This window comes from Paenibacillus sp. Soil522, from assembly GCF_001428245.1.
GTDB lineage: Bacteria > Bacillota > Bacilli > Paenibacillales > Paenibacillaceae > Pristimantibacillus.
The window spans coordinates 36,464-55,727 of record NZ_LMRV01000034.1; the positions used below are offsets into that span (position 1 = coordinate 36,464).

The window sequence follows — 19,264 nt, forward strand, 5'->3', positions numbered from 1 at the left end:
TTTTTTTGCGTAAAAGATGGTTGATGTTTGAAGGGAAGCGGATGAAGGAAATAATAGGCTATATCGAATGAAGCGCATAGAGCTTCAAGCAGCGACAAAAAAGGAGCTCCGTCATTATGGTGAATGGACATGTTTAAACGTATATGGCTAGCTGCTTGGTTGATCAGCTTAGTCATGCTGGTTTATATAGGGCGTCTTGCCTGGCTGCAGCTAATGCCGGGCAGCTCCCCGGCGGCTGTTCTTTCGCAGCAGGCTAGCCGCGGCGGCTGGCAAAGGCTGTCGGTTCAGCAGCGTCAGCGTAATTTGGTACTGGATACCGGGCGCGGCGATTTTTACGATCGTTATGGCGTACCTATAACAGGTGAAACCTATTCGGCTGTCGCTCTTTTTCCCATTCGGAAGGAGATGCGGGGGCAAAAGGAGGACTTAATCGAGCTTAGCGGTTTGTTAGGCATGACAGAGGAACAATTGCAGCTAAAGTGGGATGCTGTACGAGAGCCTGTATTTTGGAAAGCTGACGGAGGGCAGCTTCCAATGCGTCTAACCGATGCGCAAGCAAAGCGGATTAAGGAGCTGAAGTTAAACGGAATACGCGTGCTTCCATACCGCAACCGCTATTTGCAGCAGTTTGAGGCCAAGCATGTCATTGGCTTTACGAGCCAGCATCCGGAGTGGCTGCAAGCTGTTCATGCAAAAGAGCTGGCGAGCGGCAAAAGAAAGCTTGCCGAGCAGGTTGGCGGCTCAGGGCTTGAAAAGTCGCTGGATAAGCTGATGCACGGTGTAGGGGCTACCTCTGTATCTTATTTCATCGATGGACAAAACGCTCCGATGCATGGGCTTGATATGCGGATTACGCAGCCTAGCAACCGTTACTATCCGCTGAAGGCGATTACGACCATCGATTTGAAGCTGCAAAATGAGATCGAAGACTATGTGGATGCGCAGGGCATGCAGGAGGGAGCGGTCGTCGTGCTTGACACGAGCAACGCGGATATTGTCGCGATGGTGTCAAGGCCGCAGTTAAAGCCGGGGCAGTTCCAAAGCTCCGACGGCTCCGAATGGGCCAATCATGCGCTCAAAGCGGCAGCTCCCGGCTCGGTGTTCAAGCTGGTTACGGAGGCAGCCGCTTTAGAAGCGGGAGCGGTAAACCGGCATGAAACGTTTTTTTGTAACGGCGAGTACGGAAAATACGGCTTGTCCTGCTGGAAGGAAGGCGGCCATGGTCACGTGACGCTTGAGGAAGGACTGGCGCAATCCTGCAATATTGTGTTTGCAACGATTGCGGAGCGGCTCAAAGCGTCCGAGTTAAAGCGCACCGCGGACGCGCTAGGCATAGGCCGGCAGGCGGGCTGGCATTATGAGGAAGCATTTGGTCCATTCGCAGCTCCGCTTCGTCTTCTGGAAGAGGAGGAAAGCGGACAGCTGTTTGCGCCTGCCGGCAGCCTTAAGACTGGAGGCGAGTCTGGCAGCGGCAATACCGGAAAGCGGAGCGGAAAGCAGACGGCGCAGCTGGAGGCGCGGGAACAAGCCGCTATGCTGGCAGCCGTCGATGGCGGCGTGCTCGCGCAGAGCGGAATTGGGCAGCGTGATGTTATGATGTCGCCGCTTCAGGCGGCAAATCTGATTGTGACGATGCTGAATGAGGGGCGCGTGATGGAGCCGCGCCTTGTCAGTGAAATCCGCTATGCCAACGGCCAGCGGATGGTGAAGCTTCCCGCGCAGCGCGCGCAAGCGATTCATGGCCGGATTAGACCGGCCACCGCTCATGCGCTGCTGCGCGGCATGCAGGCGGTCGTCGACCATGGAACCGGCCGATCGATCCGTCAAGGGCTATGGGCTGTAGCCGGCAAGTCCGGCACCGCCGAAACGATCCGGGCCGGAACTGCCCGCAACAACCTGTGGTTTGCGGGCTACGGCCCGGTCAAAAAGCCACGCTACGCCATAGCTGTGCTCGTGGAAAACCAGCCGCCCGGCAGCGCGAATCAGGCGACTAAGCTCTTTCGAGGCGTCATGGATATCGCCGCCGCCTTACCGACCGGCGAGTAGCAGCTCCCTTTTGCATAAGGCAGCCAGCTGACTTTCAGAAATATCATGACTATTTCACCGTGAAAGGAGGCTGCACCTCCACCGACCGGGTGGAGTCAGCCTCCCTTCACTTCGTTATCTGCTATTTATTTTTTATTGTCTTCTTCGCGCTTCGACAGGCTTTCGACGTAGGATTCGGCCTCAGGGTTATCGAATTCCCCAAGAGGCGCATGGATCCAGCGGTGGAAGTAGCCTTGATCATACAGCGCCTTGATCAGGATCATAAGGATTGGCGATAAGATGACGCCGGATACGCCGAACAACGATAGCGACACAATCATGAAAGCGAGCATCGTGAAGGCGGATACGCCTAAGGAGTCGCCCGTAATTTTAGGTTCAAGAATTTGGCGGGTGAGCACGACAACCAGAAATAGCGCGGACAGCCAGATCGCCAGCGAGATTTTGCCTATGATGATCAAATAAATAATCCATGGAATAAAGATGGTGCCGACGCCGAGCAGCGGCAAAATGTCGAAGATAGCGGATACGACCGCGATAACGAACGCATTTTCCACGCCGAGCAGCACAAGCGCGATCAAAATGACAAGAAAGGTGATGCTGATCATTTTGGCCTGCGCCTTAATGTAAAGCGCTATCCCTTTGAATACGTTGTTGCGAAGGAAGAAAAACGCATTTTTGAACGTATTTGGCGTTTTGTCCTCGGCGGTTTTTTTCCATGTAGTAATCTCGATGCTCAGGAAATAAGCTAATATAATACCGACCACAAAATTAAAGACAAACGTGGAGAAGGATGACACGTAACCGATAATGTTAACGAGTACCGTTTGTCCGAATTTTGCGAGTGTGGCCGATGCCCCTTCGATTAATTCTTTAGAGCGCTGAACGAGCTCCAGGTCGGCCGGCAGCGTGCCGAATCTTTTTTGCACCTCTTCGGTAATATTGGCAATTTGAATGGCGAGCATTTCCTGATATTTCGGAAAATTGTCGACCAGCTCCGTGCCCTGCTTCGTCAGCAGGTATGCGGCGCCGGAGAAGGCGGCCAGTATAATAAGCGTGAACAGCAGTACGGAAATGCCGGAGGCGATCGATTTCTTCATCCCCAGCTTGTTAAGCCGCCTCGCTAACGGTTCGATGCATAAATAAATAAGGAAGGACAAGAAAATAGGCGTCGCAATGCGGTACAAATAGCTGAAGGAATACATAATCAAATATACAGTGAGTGCAATTAGCGCGATGTCAAAGGCGGTTCGCCAGTACTTTTTGTAAAATGGCAGCATAGTCATACTCCTTCTTTTTCTATATTCATATTTCCATAAAGATTGTACTATAGTTTTTAAAAAGATGCCTATTTTTTATCGCGGTATGCTACAATTAAAGCTATTGTTGTTGTTTTGTACCGCTAATTATTCGTCGACTAAATCATATAACGGTGGGGAAAACAAAATGGAAAATTTGCTGCTGTGGGGAATTTACGTCGTGACGTTTTATGCCTTTCTTCCTGGTCTCATTAGCCGAACCTTCGGCTTTCGCGTATTTAAGAAGGGACGCGTAGAGAAGGAGATTTCCCTGACGTTTGATGACGGACCGGATCCAGTCTATACGCCGCAGCTGCTTGATCTGCTCGCACGCTACAATGCGAAAGCGACCTTTTTTGTTGTGGGCGCACATGCGGAGGGGCAGGCGGAGCTGCTGCAGCGAATGAAAGCAGAAGGCCATATTATCGGTATTCATAATTATGTTCATAAATCGAATTGGCTCATGCGTCCCCGGACGGTTAAGCGGCAAATCGAGCGTACCATTGATATTATTGAGAATGCGACAGGTGAACGTTCGGCTTTTTACCGGCCGCCCTGGGGGATCGTAAACGTATTCGATTATGCGAATTTAGGTTATTTGCAAATTATTTTATGGTCGGCCATGTTTGGCGATTGGCGTCTGCGCCTTGGTCCCGAACGGTTGAAGAAGCGGATGATGAAGAAGCTGAGACCGGGCGAGGTTATGCTCTTGCATGATTGCGGCATGACTTTCGGGGCGGACAAGGATGCTCCCAAAAACATGCTTATCGCACTTGAAGCTTATCTAGAAGAAGGTATGAAACGGGGCTACCGTTTTGTGGGAATCAACGAAATGATGAAGCTGACCGATGCTGCGCGCGCAGCTCCTTCTTCCATGTGGAAGAAGGCTATCATTTCTCTGTGGCTGCTGTGGGAAAGAGCCTTTCATGTCGTCTTCCGCTTAAAAACGGTTGGGGACGCAGAGGATGCCGCATTTCATTATCGCGTGACGACTTATAACGGCCAAGATATTGTATTTGCCGAAGGCGGAAGAGTAATGAAGGGCGACCGCGTCGCTGAATTGCATTTTGATAACAAAAAACTGTCGGCGATCGCGACGACCTCCAAATCGCCGGTAGCTACCGGCATCCGCATGCTTCGCGAAGTGGAGCAGGCTCTGCCGCTGCTTGCCAACCAGCTGGCAGCAGATACCACGGCGAATGATATTAAGGCGGTCTATGGCGTCACGATGATCCATCGCGGGGCTGATCGATTAGGTTTTGAAATATTCGAGCTGCCGGAAGGCATGTTCGCGAAGTCGACACGTATCTATTTGCGCATTCTGATTAGGGTGCTGACCAATACGCAGCAGACGGTAAAGGGCAAAAAAAGAAGAGAAACCATTTCACCGCGTATGCTGCTTATGCCTGTCGCCACGATAAGGCGGTATGCAACGGTGCAGCTGAACAAGATGCAAGAGGAAGCAGGGCGCATAAGCGATGCTGTGGAACGGACAATAAGCGCGGCAGCCGACGAAGCTGCGCAGCTAGGTACGAAAACAACAGCTATATAGGGGTAGCCCTATAGGCTAACAGAAAGAGGAGTGCAGGCTGTATCCAGCTTGCACTCCTCTTTCTGTTAATTGAATGTATAAATTTACTATTTGTGCGCAGCCTATATTTCAAAGCGGAACGCGCCTTTTCCGTCCATGGACGGAAAAGGCCGTATACGCATGGCTAAGCAGAAACTACATTTTCATAACGCCGCCAGTGCTGGCGGAAGTTACAAGGTGAGCGTAACGTGCTAGATAGCCGCGCTTAATTTTAAGCTCGAAGCCTTTCCATTCGGAACGGCGTTTTTCGAATTCTTCGTCGCTGATCAGAAGATCCATTGTACGGTTGTTCATGTCGATCTCGATGATATCACCATCTTGAACGAATGCGATCGGTCCGCCTTCAGCAGCTTCCGGCGATGCATGGCCGATGCTTATGCCGCGTGATGCGCCGGAGAAGCGTCCGTCTGTTACGAGCGCGACCTTCGCGCCTAGACCCATACCGACGATTTGGGATGTTGGTGCAAGCATTTCCGGCATGCCCGGGCCGCCGCGCGGTCCTTCGTAACGGATGACAACAACATGGCCTTCTTTTATTTTGCCGTTAGCGATGCCATGCAAAGCTTCGTCCTGTGAATCGAAGCAGATGGCGGGACCTTTGTGGTAGCCGCCAACTGATTTATCAACTGCGCCCGTTTTGATGATAGCGCCGTTAGGAGCAAGGTTACCGAACAATACAGCGAGGCCGCCGCGTTCCGTATGCGGATTATCGATTGTGCGGATAACATCGGTGTCTTGGATTTCACAGCCGATAACATTTTCGCGCAGCGTTTTGCCGGTAACGGTTAAGCAGTCGCCGTGCAAAGCGCCTTCCTTCTTAAACATCTCGTTAAGAACTGCACTGACACCGCCCGCATTGTGTACATCTTCAATGTGGTAATCCGATGCAGGAGCGATTTTCGCAAGATGCGGAACGCGCTCAGCCACTTCGTTGATACGCTCAATCGGGTACTCGATACCAGCTTCATGCGCGATAGCAAGCGTGTGAAGTACTGTATTTGTAGAGCCGCCCATTGCCATATCAAGCGCGAATGCATTGTCGATTGTATCTTTTGTAACGATATCACGCGGTTTAATACCAAGCTCAATGATTTTCATAAGCTGGCGGGCCGCATCTTTAACGAACTCTTTACGCTCTGGAGAAACGGCAAGAATCGTACCGTTGCCAGGCAATGCAAGTCCAAGGCCTTCAGCCAGGCAGTTCATCGAGTTAGCTGTAAACATACCGGAGCATGATCCGCAAGTCGGACAACCGAATTGTTCAAGCTCCATCAGCTGATCGTCATTGATTTTACCGGCTTGGTGAGCGCCTACGCCTTCGAATACGCTGGATAGCGAGATCGAACGGCCATCGGAGGTTTTACCTGCTTTCATTGGTCCGCCGCTGACAAGCATAGTCGGGATGTTGACGCGAAGCGCGCCCATAATCATGCCCGGTGTAATTTTGTCGCAGTTCGGAATGCAGACCATGCCGTCGAACCAGTGCGCATTAACGACAGTCTCGATCGAATCGGCAATAATTTCACGGCTGGCAAGAGAGTAACGCATGCCGATGTGGCCCATCGCAATGCCGTCGTCAACGCCGATTGTATTAAATTCGAAAGGAACGCCGCCCGCCTCGCGGATGGCTTCCTTAACCAGCTTGCCGAACTCCTGCAAATGAACGTGACCAGGAATAATATCAATATACGAGTTACAAACCGCGATAAACGGCTTGTCGAAATCTTCCTCTTTTACGCCTGCGGCGCGAAGCAAGCTGCGATGCGGTGCGCGGTCGAATCCTTTTTTGATCATATCAGAACGCATTCTTTTGGCCGCCATTTAAGTGCCCCCTATTTTTGCTTAATAAAATTTCAATACTCTCGATTTTATCACAACGGACAAGCGTTGGCTATAACGCCGGCCGGTTATGCCATAACCTGTAAACGTTAAAAGATGTGAAGAATGATGTGAGCTTTGTGGCATTACGGCAAATGACGGACACGGCGATGAATATTCAATGATGGTTTGCAGCGGCTCAAGACGATGCGGGAGCAATAAAGTGAATTTTGTCGATTTTAGTCGATTATTCCTACCTGTTTAATAGTGTAAATATGATGTTAAATCTATAACGAGCGAAGGGTGATTTTTCTGATTTTTTTGTTCTTGTGTCACAATATGTGACGCGAGTACATTTACTTACCATTATTTGCTGTTTATAATGAAACTATTACGGGTAAAGAGGTGAAACCATGCAGTTGACCGAACGTGAAAAAGAAAAGCTGCTCATTACAATCGCTGCGGATTTGGCCAGACGTCGAATGAAACGCGGCTTGAAGCTTAATTATCCAGAAAGTGTAGCGCTCATCACCTCTGAAATTATGGAAGGTGCACGCGATGGCATGACCGTTGCGCAGCTAATGGAATTTGGAACGCAAATTTTAAAGGCAGAGCAGGTGATGCCCGGTATCCCGGAAATGATTCACGAGGTTCAGGTGGAAGCGACTTTCCCGGACGGGACGAAGCTCGTCACTATTCATTACCCGATTACAGGGTAGATACGGTAAATGATTATAGACGCTGGAAAGCGATATAGGTATATAAACGTGATAGGTCAGTACATAAGAGAGAGGAGCGCTTTGCAGGATGATACCAGGACAATATCGAACGGCAGCAGGCGAAATTGAATTAAACGCCGGACGCCTGACGAAGCAGCTAATCGTCGTAAACACAGGTGATCGACCTGTTCAGGTAGGCTCTCATTTTCATTTTTTCGAAGTGAACCGCGCACTAAAGTTTGATCGCGAAGCTGCGTTCGGTATGCGGCTTCACATTGCTGCTGGAACGGCGGTCCGTTTCGAGCCGGGCGAGGAGAAGCCCGTTACGGTCGTGGAGCTAGGCGGCGCGAAGCTTTCTTATGGCTTGAACGGATTAAGCCGGGGGAAAGCAGAGGCAGGCGCGATGCCTGAAGCGGTTCGGAAACGGCTGGCAGCTTGGGAGGGTGAGAACGCATGACCAAGATGGATCGGCGAAGCTATGCAGCCATGTTCGGGCCGACGACCGGCGATGCCGTTCGGCTGGCCGACACGGAGCTTTGGGCGGAAATCGAGCATGATTATACGGTATACGGCGATGAATGCAAATTCGGCGGCGGCAAGGTAATACGTGACGGGATGGGGCAATCGAGCGGCGCCTTGCGTGATGAAGGCGTGCTGGATACGCTTATTACGAATGCGGTTATCATTGATCATTCCGGCATTGTGAAAGCGGACATCGGCATTAAGGACGGATATATCGTTGGCATCGGCAAAGCGGGCAATCCGGATATAATGGATGGCGTGTTTCCGAATATGATCGTTGGCGCGAGCACCGAGGTCATTGCCGGAGAAGGGAAAATCGTCACAGCCGGAGCGATCGATTCACATATTCATTTCATCTGCCCGCAGCAGATCGAGACGGCGCTCTCCTCCGGCGTAACGACGATGATCGGCGGCGGAACCGGACCGGCGACGGGGACGAACGCGACTACGGTAACTCCAGGCGCATGGCATATGCGCCGCATGCTGGAGGCGGCTGAGCATTTTCCGATGAATATCGGTTTTACGGGGAAAGGCAATGCTTCATTTACCGCGCCGCTCATTGAGCAAATCGAAGCGGGAGCAATCGGACTGAAGCTGCATGAGGACTGGGGCACGACACCGGCAGCAATCGATGCCTGCCTGCAGGCGGCGGATCAGTATGACGTCCAGGTTGCGATCCATACGGATACTTTAAATGAAGCGGGCTTTGTAGAGGATACGCTCGCCGCAATCGGCGGACGGACGATTCATACGTACCATACAGAAGGCGCGGGCGGCGGCCATGCGCCGGATATAATCGTCGCGGCGGGCGAGCTGAATGTACTTCCGTCTTCGACGAATCCAACGCGTCCCTTTACGATTAATACAATAGAAGAGCATTTGGATATGCTGATGGTTTGTCATCATTTGGACAGCAGCATACCGGAGGATGTCGCGTTCGCCGATTCGCGGATTAGACCGGAGACGATTGCCGCAGAGGATATTTTGCATGATATGGGTGTTTTCAGCATGATTAGCTCGGACTCGCAGGCGATGGGCCGTGTCGGGGAGGTTATTATCCGGACTTGGCAGACGGCTGACAAAATGAAAAAGCAGCGCGGACCGTTATCGCCGGATAACGGGCAGCATGATAATTTCCGCATTAAGCGCTACATTGCGAAATATACGATTAATCCGGCTGTCACTCACGGTATCTCTCATCTGGTCGGTTCGCTGGAAGCAGGTAAATTCGCCGATCTCGTCATTTGGAATCCGATGTTTTTTGGCGTTAAGCCGGATCTCGTATTGAAGGGCGGCAGCATCGCATATGCACAAATGGGCGATCCTAACGCCTCGATTCCGACGCCGCAGCCGGTATTTGGCCGTCCAATGTTCGCTTCCTTCGGCAAGCTGGTGTATAACAGCTCGATTACGTTCGTTTCTCAGGCAGCCTTCGAGCGCGGAATCGCGAGCGAGCTGGGGCTCCAGAAACGAATTGAACCGGTGAAGGGCTGCCGCTTGGTGACGAAGAAGGATATGATCCATAATGATGCGACGCCTAAACTGGAGGTGGATCCGGAAACCTACCATGTTATGGTGGATGGAGAGCATGTGACCTGCGAGCCGGCGGAGGTGCTGCCGATGGCGCAGCGGTATTTCTTGTTCTAGCGAATGATTACGGCCTCAGAAGACAGGAGGGGCAAACGTAAATGAATGATCAGATAAGATGGCTGGCCATGCAGCAGCTGCTGGACTCGGCTCTACCGATAGGAGGCTTCTCGCATTCGTTCGGTCTGGAGACGATGGTTCAGGACGGCAGGATGAATAACTCCAGCCAGCTTTATGCTTATGCATCCGCTATGCTGCTTCAAAGCTGGGCGAGCTCGGATGCAATGGTCATCAAGGCGGTTTACCGGGATGCTCCGCAAGCGGATTGGGAGCGGCTTTGGTCGATTGAAAGGCTTGTCCATTTGCAGAGAGTCGCATCGGAAACCCGCAGCGGAGTGGAGAAAATGGGGCGCCGCCTGCTTCAGCTGGCATCGGCCATCCATCCTCAGCTGGATTGGTATCCGCTGACGGAGGCGATGCGCGCCGGTAAATGTTTCGCATCCCATCCGCTTTCGCACGGCTATGCCTGCTGGCTGCTGGGTATATCGGAGGAGCGGGCGATACAGGGCTATTTTTATACATGTATCGTAACCTGCGTGAATAGCGCGCTTCGTCTGATGTCGATGGGTCAGACGGAGGGACAATCGTTAATTGCAAGGCTTACGCTTTTAACGGCAGAAGCGCTCAAGGTTTCGGGGGAGCTGGAGCCGGAGCAGGCATATTCCAATATGCCGATGGCGGAGCTGGCGATGATGCGCCACGAACGCTTATATTCGAGATTATTTATGTCTTAACACTATTGCATATGGGGGAATGACAAATGTGCCAGGGACAAGGGCATTCACATCAGGAATGGGAATGTAAGACGATAGATAACACGAGACCGATCCGCATCGGAATAGGCGGTCCGGTCGGCTCCGGCAAGACGGCGCTTGTAGAGCGGTTGACGCGCGAGCTTCATACGAAGTACAGCGTAGCCGTCATTACAAACGACATCTATACGAAGGAAGATGCCCGGATTTTGTTCAACACGGGTGTGCTCCCTGAGGAACGTATTATCGGCGTGGAGACGGGCGGCTGCCCGCATACGGCAATTCGCGAGGATGCCTCGATGAATTTTGAAGCCATTGAGGAGCTGGAGCGCCGTTTTGACCACTTGGATTTGATCTTTATCGAGAGCGGCGGCGACAACCTGGCTGCAGCGTTCAGCCCCGAGCTCGTCGACCGGTTTATATATATTATCGACGTGGCCCAAGGAGAGAAAATTCCGCGTAAGGGCGGCCCTGGCATCATGCGCTCGGACTTGCTCGTCATTAACAAAATCGATCTCGCGCCTTATGTGGGTGCAAGCCTTGAGGTAATGGAGGCCGATACGGTGAAGATGCGCGGCGGCCGTCCATTCGTATTTTCCAATTTGTTCGGAGGCGACGGCGTCGATGAGATCGTAAGCTGGCTAACGCATGAGGTAGCTCATGCGCGCGGTACAGAACATTCGCATGTCATCCAACTGTCCGGCATACCTTCTGAGCATCGTCACTCCGCTTCTTAATGGAGCGTACGCGAGCAGTTGAGTACGGCACCGGGCCGCAAGTAAAAATATCCGTGCTTCGCGCTTCCTTCGCGAGCCGGCGCGGACAAACGATCATTGAAAATAAATATCACACCGCACCGGTTAAAATAGCAAAAGCATTTCCGCTGGACGGTCAGCTCGGTATCATCGTTATGGATGTATCGCCGGGTCTGCTGGACGGCGACAGCTATGAGCTGGAATGGACGTCGGAGCAAGGTTCCCATGTCATGATTACGAACCAATCGTACATGAAGGTGCATCCGAGCATGCCGGGCGGGGACTCCCGGGTGCAGCAGACGTTTATGCTTGAGGAGAACGCGGTCGTCGAGCATATGCCGGAACCGGTTATGCTTTACAAGGATGCTTCGTTTCGGAACGAGACGCAGGTGCGTTTGAAGGCAGGCTCTGCATGGCTGCAGGCCGATGTGCTTTGTCCCGGCCGTACGCTCCGCGGCGAGCGGTTCGATTACCGTTCTTACTGTAATATGCTTAAGGTTTATTACGGCGAGGAGCTTATTTTCTCGCAGCGGCAGCGGATTGAACCGGCTAAGCAAGCTATTTCTGCGCCGGGCTGCTGGGACGAATTGACTCACTGGGCAACCTTTTATATCTTTTCTGACCGCGTGAATGGCGCTCATCTGGAGCAGCTTCAGGAGAAGCTGGACGGCTTCTCCTCACCTGGGCATCCCATTGTTGCAGGAGCGTCGCTGACGCACCGGTTCGGGATTGCGGTGTCCGCTGCATCGACGGCTGCTTGGCCGCTGCAGCAGCTTATGAAGGAGCTGTGGCAGACGGCGCGCAAAGGCTTGCTTGACAAGCCTCCGCTTCGTTTCTTGCAGGGATAATGGCAGCAGTGAGGTGCATCATAGGCTATGCGCTTCCTAATCAAACAAAATCTTGCTCTTGGCGTTGTCTCCGTGACGGATTTATGGGGCAAAAAGGTCAACCAATTCCCGTTGGTTGGCCTTTTTGAGCTGCATTTAGCGGGGAAGTTGCATATTTCTACAGATGAAAGTTAGTTAAACTATTAAATGAACGTTATAATATGATGGTCGAGGTTATCAGAAATAAAAATTAAGGTTGGTGGTCGCTTGGAGGTTTCAAGTACGGAAAGGCTGGAATTAATGAGGCGTCTGGACGAATCGTTTCGCCAGGTGCGCAAACAAATAAATGCGGAATGGAACACTTATAACGTACATGGTTTAGGGATGACGCATGGAAGAATGCTTATTATTTTAGCGGAATCAGGCGCGCAGAAGGCATCGGCTTTGGCCGAACAGCTTCTTATTACGAGCGGAGGCGTTACCGGCATTGCGGACCGTCTCATCGAGCTTGGCTATGTGAAGCGGGAGCGGGGCGAGCTGGACCGGCGCGTAGTGATGCTGGACATAACGGATGAGGGCTTAAAGATCGTAAATCTCATCGAGACGATACGCTCGAAAATGATGCATAAGCTGTTTGACGGGATGTCGGAGGCGGATATGGAGCTTGGGCTTAAGCTCTTTGAGCAGATGAGCAGAAATATGGAATTGGATACTAGTTGCTGAGCAAGGGGGAAACAGCTCGTGAACGGAACGCTGTTCAAGCGGGAGTGGCTGGAGGGAGATTTGCACCCGCATGTGTTTGCTTATTATTTTAAGCAGTGGGCAGATTACACGATGGCCTCTCATACGCATGATTCGATTGAAATTATGTATGTCATATCCGGGGCCTGCGGCATCGGTCTGGAGGCGACTGCAGCTGCAGCCGCTTGCGAAATGACGCTTAAAAAGGGCGATTTTATTATTCTGGATGCGAATGTTCCTCATCGGCTTACCGTTGACGAGCGCGGCCCTTGCCGGATGCTTAACGTTGAATTTGATTTTAGGGAGCGCCGGACGACGTTTCCTTCTATGCGGCAGCTTGCCTTGGAGGACGAATTTGTGGCTGGATTGATCACAGAGCCGTCCTCTTATTTGTTATTGCGCGATCCCAGCGAGGTGTATCAGGTGCTAAAAAGCTTAGTGCTTGAGCTGGATAGCCGCGGCAAGCGCATCAATATTAAAGCGGAGCTGCTGTTTGCCCAGCTGATTTTAGCCATTGCGCGTTTACGCCATGAGTCTGGCGCACAAGGCGTAAATCCCGCAGATCTCTATGTGAAGCAAACGATCGAATTTATGCATCATAATTATGACCGCGACATTCAGGTAAAGGAAATTGCGGCGGCCGTTAGCTTGCATCCAGGTTATTTGCACCGTGTATTCCGCGCCCAGCTGGGCAAAACGATAACGGGCTATTTGACGGAGCTGCGCATGGAGAAGGCGAAAATGCTGCTGCGCGAGACGGATATCGCAATTGCCGACATCTGTGATTATGTCGGCGTGGGGAGCCGGCAATATTTCCATGCCATGTTCAAAAAATATACGGGTCAGACGCCGATTGCTTACCGAAATTCGGTTGATACACAATTTTGGACAGCCGCGGTCAAGCAGAAGATCACCAGAAGTGACGATTTCTGACACATTGAAAGATAGTTGGTCACTATATTGATAACGCTTCCGTTTTATCGTTGCTACAATGTAGAGGAGATTAAACGACTCTATCTGACGATAAGCGGAGGCTGATTGCATGTCTACTTTTAAAATTACGTTTATAGGCGCGGGCTCGATCGGGTTCACGCGCGGCTTGCTGCGCGACCTGCTTGCAGTGCCTGAATTTCAAAAAATCGAAGTTGCTTTTACGGATATTAATGCGCATAACCTTGAGATGGTAACCGCGCTTTGCCAGCGCGATATTCATGAGAACGGCTTGTCGATCCGGATCCAATCGACAACCGACCGGCGTGAAGCGCTTAAGGATGCGAAGTACGTAATTTGTACAATTCGCGTAGGCGGCCTTGAAGCATTCGCAACCGATGTGGATATTCCGCTCAAATACGGCGTTGACCAATGCGTAGGCGATACGCTGAGCGCCGGCGGCATCATGTACGGGCAGCGGGGCATCGCCGAGATGATGAACATTTGCCGTGACATTCGGGAGGTTGCTGCGGAGGATGCGCTGCTGCTCAACTATGCAAACCCGATGGCGATGATGACCTGGGCCTGCAATAAGCATGGCGGCGTGCGGACGATTGGATTATGTCACGGCGTGCAGGGCGGGCATTGGCAAATTGCCGAAGCTTTCGGGCTGAAGCAGGAGGAAGTCGATATTGTTTGCGCGGGCATTAACCATCAAACGTGGTATATTCAAATTAAACATAACGGCGAGGACCTGACCGGCAAGCTGCTGGACGCATTCGAGAAGCATCCGGACTTTAGCCGCACCGAGAAGGTGCGCATCGATATGCTGCGCCGCTTCGGCTATTACAGCACCGAATCGAACGGCCATCTGAGCGAGTATGTGCCTTGGTACCGCAAGCGTCCGGAGGAAATTAACGACTGGATCGATATGAGCTACTGGATAAACGGGGAAACAGGCGGCTATTTGCGCGTATGCACGGAGGGGCGCAACTGGTTCGAGACCGATTTTCCAAACTGGATGAAGGATCCCGCAAATGAATTCAAGAGCGAGCTGCGCAGCCATGAGCATGGCTCTTATATTATCGAAGGGCTCGAAACCGGCAGAGTATACCGTGGTCACTTCAATGTAGAAAATAAAGGGGTCATCGCCAATTTGCCGATCGATGCCATCATTGAGGCGCCGGGTTACGTCGATCGCAACGGCATTTCGATGCCGACCGTCGGCGAGCTGCCGCTTGGTCCGGCAGCGGTGTGCAATGTAAGCATTTCCGTACAGCGACTGGCTGTAGAGGCAGCGATTCATGGCGACGATAAGCTTTTGCGGCAGGCGTTTATGATGGATCCGCTCGTCGGAGCCGTATGCAATCCGAATGAAATTTGGCAAATGGTCGATGAAATGCTTGTGGCGCAGGAGCAATGGCTGCCGCAATATACGGAGTCCATCGCCGCAGCCAAGAAGCGTCTAACGGAAGGCCCGCTGCTTCCTACGCGTAATTACGAAGGCGCAGCCCGCCTAAAGGTGAAGACGGTAGAGGAGATGCAGCAGGACCGGGATGCCGCGAACAAAAATGCGGGCGAATCGGATAAAGGGAAGGAACGCGTTTAACGCGCGTATTTGAGCTCAATGGGCTCGAGTCTCGTTCCCGGCGGACTCCAAGCGGGAGGCCCGAATTTTTTGAGATAGCCGAGCGTGTTCAAATAACCGTCTACCGGCTGCTCCTCGTTCATTTTCCGGAAAATTTCCCAGCAGGCGATGACGTCGTTAAGCGCACGGTGGCCGCCGATCAGAGGGATGCCGTAACGATCCGACATATCCTTCAGCGTATGCGGATAGACATGCCGCGCGCGGCTGATCGTCAGCGTATCGATATACCTGTTGGTAAATGATCGGCCGGCGATTCGAAGCAGGGAATGATGCAGGAAGCCAAGATCGAAGGCAGCATTGTGAGCGATCAATATGTTATCGCCTATCATCCGGTTTAAAATACGGAATGCGGTATCCTCGTCCATACCTGCAGCGGTCATTTCATCGGTAATGCCGGTCAGCTCCGTTATTTTGGCGGACAGCTTGCCGTCATAACGGACAAGCGTGCTGAATTCACTCGCTATTTCGCCGTTAACGCAGCGGATTGCCGCCATTTCAATGACACGATCCTTCTTCGGATCGAGTCCGCTCGTCTCAAAATCGATTACGGTATAGGAATAAGAAGTCATAGAAGATTCACCACTTTTTCTAGTAATAATATGTTGTCTCTTACGCTAATAATTCGATAAAAAATAAAAAAAACCTTTATTGCCCATAACAAATAACCCATTACCGCAGCTTAATAAGCGGGTAATGGGTCATTTGCGTTTATGCCGGGCTGGCTTGTTCGGTTAGTGGTTATTGCCGGATCCGTTGTTTTTTTTATCGGATGTTTTTGTCGTCGTGTTTTTGGTCGCGTGACCTTGCTGCTTTGCCATGGTAGAATTCCCCCCTTTTCGAAGTGATGACCGTAGTTTGTGACGAGAGGGCAGCTTGCTATTCGTATGTATTAGATAATTAGTGTTTGTTCGTTTAAAGCGGTAAAGCCATTAAGCCTGACATTTTCAAGTCGGGCTTGTAAGTCTAATCATGCGAACAAAGGTCAAAAACAAAGAATACGTTTACTTGGCTGCTTCATATGAGAGGATAGTGACTATTTTGAAGACGAGAGCGCTTTCTTGAGTCGGGGATATAAGGTTTCCGTGTGATAAAATAAATAAAAAGAAAACGTTATCCAGTTGAGAAACAACGGGGGATGCAGCAAATGCGGACGGAGACGAGATTTTGGACCAGATTGAATCTGATGAAGAGTACGCCGCTTCCGGCTGAAAGCAGGCTGGGCAAGGAAGCTGTGACTGCATTAATTATCCACTGCTGTTTTCAGTTCGGCGCATCGATGTCAGGCTTGTTCCTCAATTTATATTTGTGGAGGCTGACACAGGATTTAACGGTTAACGGGCTGTATAACATCGTTGTCTTTTTACTGACGCCGCCTGCTTTCGCGCTCGGAGGCTGGATCGCGAAGCGGAGCGACCGCATGGTTACGTACCGGCTGGGCATCGTCATGATAGCCGTCTTTTATTTGATGGTCGTCATCGCCCAGGAGCATGTTGCGCAATATTACATATGGTTTGCCATTTTTAACGGGATTGCGGCAGGGCTTTACTGGACCGGTTACTTAGTTATTCAATACGATGTTTCGACTGAAGCGAACCGGATAAGGTTTTTGGCGATCAATATGATCGTATTCAATGCATCGGGGCTGGCCGGACCGGCGCTTGCCGGATTTATCATTCAACGCAACGAGGGGCTGCAGGGCTATGTTTTTATTTTCACGCTCGCGTTTGTTATGTTCCTGATTGCTGCGGTCGTCAGCTTCCGCATTCCGATGGTCCCCTCCCATCACAAAGCCTATTACTTAAAGTTTATGGGGCTTGTAATGAACAAAAACCGGCGCTGGCTGAAGGCGTTGTACAGCTTCTTCGTGCTTGGTCTTTTCCAGGGCATCATGCTGTTTCTGCCGAACATTATGCTGTATCAAACGGTCGGCCGTGAGGATTGGGTGGGCTACTTGGGCGTTTTCTTCTCTTCGCTTACAGTCGCTACCGGCTATGTCATTTCCAGGAAAGCGCAAAAGGAGCAAGTGCGCAAATACGTGCTGCTGTCTACGACAGGCGTTGTGATCGGTTCAGCGCTGCTGCTCTTTCAAGTGGCGTTTTGGTCGGTCGCCGTCTTTATGATTTTGTTCTCGATCTGTAATCCGCTTGCGGTCAATACGCTTACCTCCTACTACTACCGGTTAATCGGCACGCTGCCGCTCAAAGGGCAACTGCGCGTAGAATCGGTCGTCATGAGGGAGCTTTTCCTGAACGCGGGAAGGGTACTGTCTATTTCTTTACTCATCCTGCTTGCAGGCGGTTTGCAATCCGTCTGGCTGCCCGTTGTTTTGTTCACGATGGCCGTGCTGCAATACATATCCGTATTGCTGATAAAGGAGAAGCAGTGCGGGGAGCAGGAATAACGGAAATATACTCAAATAGCTCAAGGGACTGCCCGCCAGGTGACAAGACCTGGTGGGCAGTCCCTTGACTCGTTTGCGGGATTGACAGGCCTCCTGAGAATATTTAAATAAAAAAACAGAAAAAATTATAAGCATGGCTGCTCCTAATTCTGTTATTCTGAATGGATGAAATGTCGCAGCAGATCGCGATAGCAAAGGGGGAGTTTCAGCCGTGAGAAGAAATAATTGTGCAATCGCTTTATGGATTACGTTAGGAATTATACTTTTAACGGGCTGTATGAAAGATAACAGCACTCCTGCGGAAAAGGACAGACAGCAGGAAAAAGTCGAGATCGAAAGACCGGTAACCCTTACTTTCTGGAGAAATTCAGGCAATAAAGCCGAAAATGCCGCCTATAATCATTTGATCGCTTCGTTCATGGAGAAGCATCCGTTGATAAAAATAGAAATGATGCCGTTTCCGTACAGCGATTACGATACGAAGCTTAGAACCTCGGTCGCCGCAGGCAATCCACCAGACATTATGGCGATCGACGCACCGAATCTAGCGTCCTACGCGGAAGCCGGCGCGCTGCTGCCGCTCACTGGTAACTTCAAGAGAAACGGATATATCGAAGATATTCCGCAAACGACGATCGACGGCTACACGTACCGGCAAAATATTTATTTGGCGCCCTTGACGGAATCATCGATTGCGATGTTTTATAATAAAAAAATGTTTGAAGCTGCCGGCCTCCCTCTGCCCCCGCGCAATCCGGACGAAGCCTGGACATGGGAGCAGGTGCTTGAGGCAGCGAAAAAAATCAACGATCCGGCGAATGGCATTTATGGCATTGATCCGGCGCAAGGCTTTCAAAACGCGGGAGCGACCGCTTATTTCAAATATCCGATCATCTGGCAATTCGGCGGGGAAGTGATGAATCCGGAAGGGACTACGGCGAAGGGGTATCTGGACTCGCCCGAAACGAAGCGGGCGCTGGCGTTTTATGCGGGGCTGTTCACGAAATATAAAGTCGCATCGTTCGAATATCCTGTTGATGCTTTTCCGAACCGCAAGCTGGGCATTACGATCGACGGCACATGGTCTCTTTCTCATATAGCGGAGAACTTTCCGGATTTTAAGCTGGGTGAAGACTTTGATGTTGCTCCTCTGCCAAAGGGAAGCAGACAAGCTGTAGCCAATGGCAGCTGGGGACTAGGCATATCGGCAGAGAGCAAGCATCCGGAAGAAGCCTGGATGTTCGTAAATTGGATGACCAGCTATGATGGCATGAAAATGTATACCAGTATTACGCGGGATATTCCGGCAAGGTATTCGGTCGCTAAGGAATTTACGGAACTGAATGAATATCCGAAAAATATTTTCGTCATCCAAAACCAGAAGTACGGCAGACCGCGCCCCATTACGCCGGTGTTTCCGCAAGTATCGGAGGCCGTCAAAAAATTGTTCGAGGAAATAACGCTGGAGAAGCGGAACTTGGATGATGCGGTTCAGGCTGCAATCAGCACGATCGATAAGGCGTATGCTGATTCACAGGCCATTTCGAAATGACGATGATGAATGGAGGGTGC

General features: G+C 51.2%; 16 protein-coding genes. 13 read left to right on the forward strand and 3 right to left on the reverse strand.

Translation table 11 applies throughout. The features are described from left to right. Nucleotides 1-129: 129 nt before the first annotated feature. Nucleotides 130-2,046 (forward strand): peptidoglycan D,D-transpeptidase FtsI family protein, encoded by a 1,917-nt coding sequence (locus tag ASG81_RS10395; protein ID WP_056633132.1) that lies wholly within the window; start codon nt 130-132, stop codon nt 2,044-2,046. Nucleotides 2,047-2,171: 125 nt separating this feature from the next. Here ASG81_RS10395 and ytvI read toward each other — a convergent pair whose 3' ends face one another. Then, on the reverse strand, nt 2,172-3,323 hold the full coding sequence (gene ytvI / locus ASG81_RS10400) for a sporulation integral membrane protein YtvI (protein WP_056633002.1): 1,152 nt from the start codon (nt 3,321-3,323) through the stop codon (nt 2,172-2,174). A 166-nt stretch (nt 3,324-3,489) separates the two neighbouring features. Between ytvI and ASG81_RS10405 the strand changes: the two genes are divergently transcribed. Next, nucleotides 3,490-4,893: a polysaccharide deacetylase family protein gene (locus ASG81_RS10405; protein ID WP_056633004.1), complete on the forward strand. Its 1,404-nt coding sequence runs from the start codon at nt 3,490-3,492 to the stop codon at nt 4,891-4,893. Nucleotides 4,894-5,067: 174 nt separating this feature from the next. Here the strand turns inward: ASG81_RS10405 and ilvD are convergent, their stop codons facing one another. Then, the gene (gene ilvD / locus ASG81_RS10410) at nt 5,068-6,753 is read right to left on the reverse strand and encodes a dihydroxy-acid dehydratase (RefSeq protein ID WP_056633007.1); all 1,686 of its coding nucleotides are present in this window, start codon (nt 6,751-6,753) and stop codon (nt 5,068-5,070) included. 410 nt (nt 6,754-7,163) lie between these two features. Here ilvD and ASG81_RS10415 point away from each other — a divergent pair, with 410 nt between their 5' ends. The 9 genes from ASG81_RS10415 (at nt 7,164) to ASG81_RS10455 (ending at nt 15,252) form a co-directional block, all read left to right on the forward strand. Then, the gene (locus ASG81_RS10415; protein ID WP_056633010.1) at nt 7,164-7,469 is read left to right on the forward strand and encodes an urease subunit gamma; all 306 of its coding nucleotides are present in this window, start codon (nt 7,164-7,166) and stop codon (nt 7,467-7,469) included. A gap of 88 nt (nt 7,470-7,557) precedes the next feature. After that, on the forward strand, nt 7,558-7,926 hold the full coding sequence (locus tag ASG81_RS10420) for an urease subunit beta (RefSeq protein WP_056633013.1): 369 nt from the start codon (nt 7,558-7,560) through the stop codon (nt 7,924-7,926). Beyond that, complete coding sequence (gene ureC / locus ASG81_RS10425) at nt 7,923-9,638, forward strand: urease subunit alpha (protein ID WP_056633016.1); 1,716 nt, start codon at nt 7,923-7,925, stop codon at nt 9,636-9,638. The genes ASG81_RS10420 and ureC overlap by 4 nt, the downstream gene beginning before the upstream one ends. A gap of 41 nt (nt 9,639-9,679) precedes the next feature. Beyond that, nucleotides 9,680-10,372, forward strand: coding sequence for an urease accessory protein UreF (locus tag ASG81_RS10430; RefSeq protein ID WP_056633021.1), 693 nt, complete (start codon nt 9,680-9,682; stop codon nt 10,370-10,372). Nucleotides 10,373-10,398: 26 nt separating this feature from the next. After that, the gene (gene ureG, locus ASG81_RS10435) at nt 10,399-11,127 is read left to right on the forward strand and encodes an urease accessory protein UreG (protein WP_056633024.1); all 729 of its coding nucleotides are present in this window, start codon (nt 10,399-10,401) and stop codon (nt 11,125-11,127) included. Then, nucleotides 11,127-11,993, forward strand: a complete 867-nt coding sequence (locus tag ASG81_RS10440; protein ID WP_056633031.1) for an urease accessory protein UreD — start codon at nt 11,127-11,129, stop codon at nt 11,991-11,993. Before ureG ends, ASG81_RS10440 begins: the two co-directional genes overlap by 1 nt. A 246-nt stretch (nt 11,994-12,239) precedes the next feature. Beyond that, a complete protein-coding gene (locus ASG81_RS10445) occupies nt 12,240-12,695 on the forward strand; it encodes a MarR family winged helix-turn-helix transcriptional regulator (RefSeq protein ID WP_155971396.1) in 456 nt (151 codons plus the stop codon). 18 nt (nt 12,696-12,713) lie between these two features. Then, the gene (locus ASG81_RS10450) at nt 12,714-13,646 is read left to right on the forward strand and encodes an AraC family transcriptional regulator (protein ID WP_056633036.1); all 933 of its coding nucleotides are present in this window, start codon (nt 12,714-12,716) and stop codon (nt 13,644-13,646) included. A 109-nt stretch (nt 13,647-13,755) separates the two neighbouring features. After that, nucleotides 13,756-15,252 (forward strand): alpha-glucosidase/alpha-galactosidase, encoded by a 1,497-nt coding sequence (locus ASG81_RS10455; protein WP_056633039.1) that lies wholly within the window; start codon nt 13,756-13,758, stop codon nt 15,250-15,252. Here the strand turns inward: ASG81_RS10455 and ASG81_RS10460 are convergent. Beyond that, on the reverse strand, nt 15,249-15,860 hold the full coding sequence (locus ASG81_RS10460) for a 3'-5' exonuclease (RefSeq protein ID WP_056633042.1): 612 nt from the start codon (nt 15,858-15,860) through the stop codon (nt 15,249-15,251). The two genes, ASG81_RS10455 and ASG81_RS10460, sit on opposite strands and share 4 nt — an antisense overlap. A gap of 575 nt (nt 15,861-16,435) precedes the next feature. Here ASG81_RS10460 and ASG81_RS10465 point away from each other — a divergent pair. Together ASG81_RS10465 and ASG81_RS10470 are read left to right on the forward strand one after the other, a co-directional pair. After that, nucleotides 16,436-17,692, forward strand: a complete 1,257-nt coding sequence (locus ASG81_RS10465) for an MFS transporter (protein ID WP_155971398.1) — start codon at nt 16,436-16,438, stop codon at nt 17,690-17,692. A 211-nt stretch (nt 17,693-17,903) separates the two neighbouring features. Further along, nucleotides 17,904-19,244, forward strand: a complete 1,341-nt coding sequence (locus ASG81_RS10470; RefSeq protein ID WP_235548811.1) for an ABC transporter substrate-binding protein — start codon at nt 17,904-17,906, stop codon at nt 19,242-19,244. Nucleotides 19,245-19,264: the final 20 nt, after the last annotated feature.

Bases quoted from the DNA above. Each gene is read 5' to 3' on its own strand.
- ASG81_RS10405 (WP_056633004.1), top strand. From the start codon at position 3,490: ATGGAAAATTTGCTGCTGTGGGGAATTTACGTCGTGACGTTTTATGCC.
- ilvD (WP_056633007.1), bottom strand. From the start codon at position 6,753: ATGGCGGCCAAAAGAATGCGTTCTGATATGATCAAAAAAGGATTCGAC.
- ASG81_RS10455 (WP_056633039.1), top strand. From the start codon at position 13,756: ATGTCTACTTTTAAAATTACGTTTATAGGCGCGGGCTCGATCGGGTTC.
- ASG81_RS10465 (WP_155971398.1), top strand. From the start codon at position 16,436: ATGCGGACGGAGACGAGATTTTGGACCAGATTGAATCTGATGAAGAGT.
- ASG81_RS10395 (WP_056633132.1), top strand. From the start codon at position 130: ATGTTTAAACGTATATGGCTAGCTGCTTGGTTGATCAGCTTAGTCATG.
- ASG81_RS10415 (WP_056633010.1), top strand. From the start codon at position 7,164: ATGCAGTTGACCGAACGTGAAAAAGAAAAGCTGCTCATTACAATCGCT.
- ureC (WP_056633016.1), top strand. From the start codon at position 7,923: ATGACCAAGATGGATCGGCGAAGCTATGCAGCCATGTTCGGGCCGACG.
- ASG81_RS10420 (WP_056633013.1), top strand. From the start codon at position 7,558: ATGATACCAGGACAATATCGAACGGCAGCAGGCGAAATTGAATTAAAC.
- ASG81_RS10460 (WP_056633042.1), bottom strand. From the start codon at position 15,860: ATGACTTCTTATTCCTATACCGTAATCGATTTTGAGACGAGCGGACTC.
- ASG81_RS10430 (WP_056633021.1), top strand. From the start codon at position 9,680: ATGAATGATCAGATAAGATGGCTGGCCATGCAGCAGCTGCTGGACTCG.
- ureG (WP_056633024.1), top strand. From the start codon at position 10,399: ATGTGCCAGGGACAAGGGCATTCACATCAGGAATGGGAATGTAAGACG.
- ytvI (WP_056633002.1), bottom strand. From the start codon at position 3,323: ATGCTGCCATTTTACAAAAAGTACTGGCGAACCGCCTTTGACATCGCG.
- ASG81_RS10440 (WP_056633031.1), top strand. From the start codon at position 11,127: ATGGAGCGTACGCGAGCAGTTGAGTACGGCACCGGGCCGCAAGTAAAA.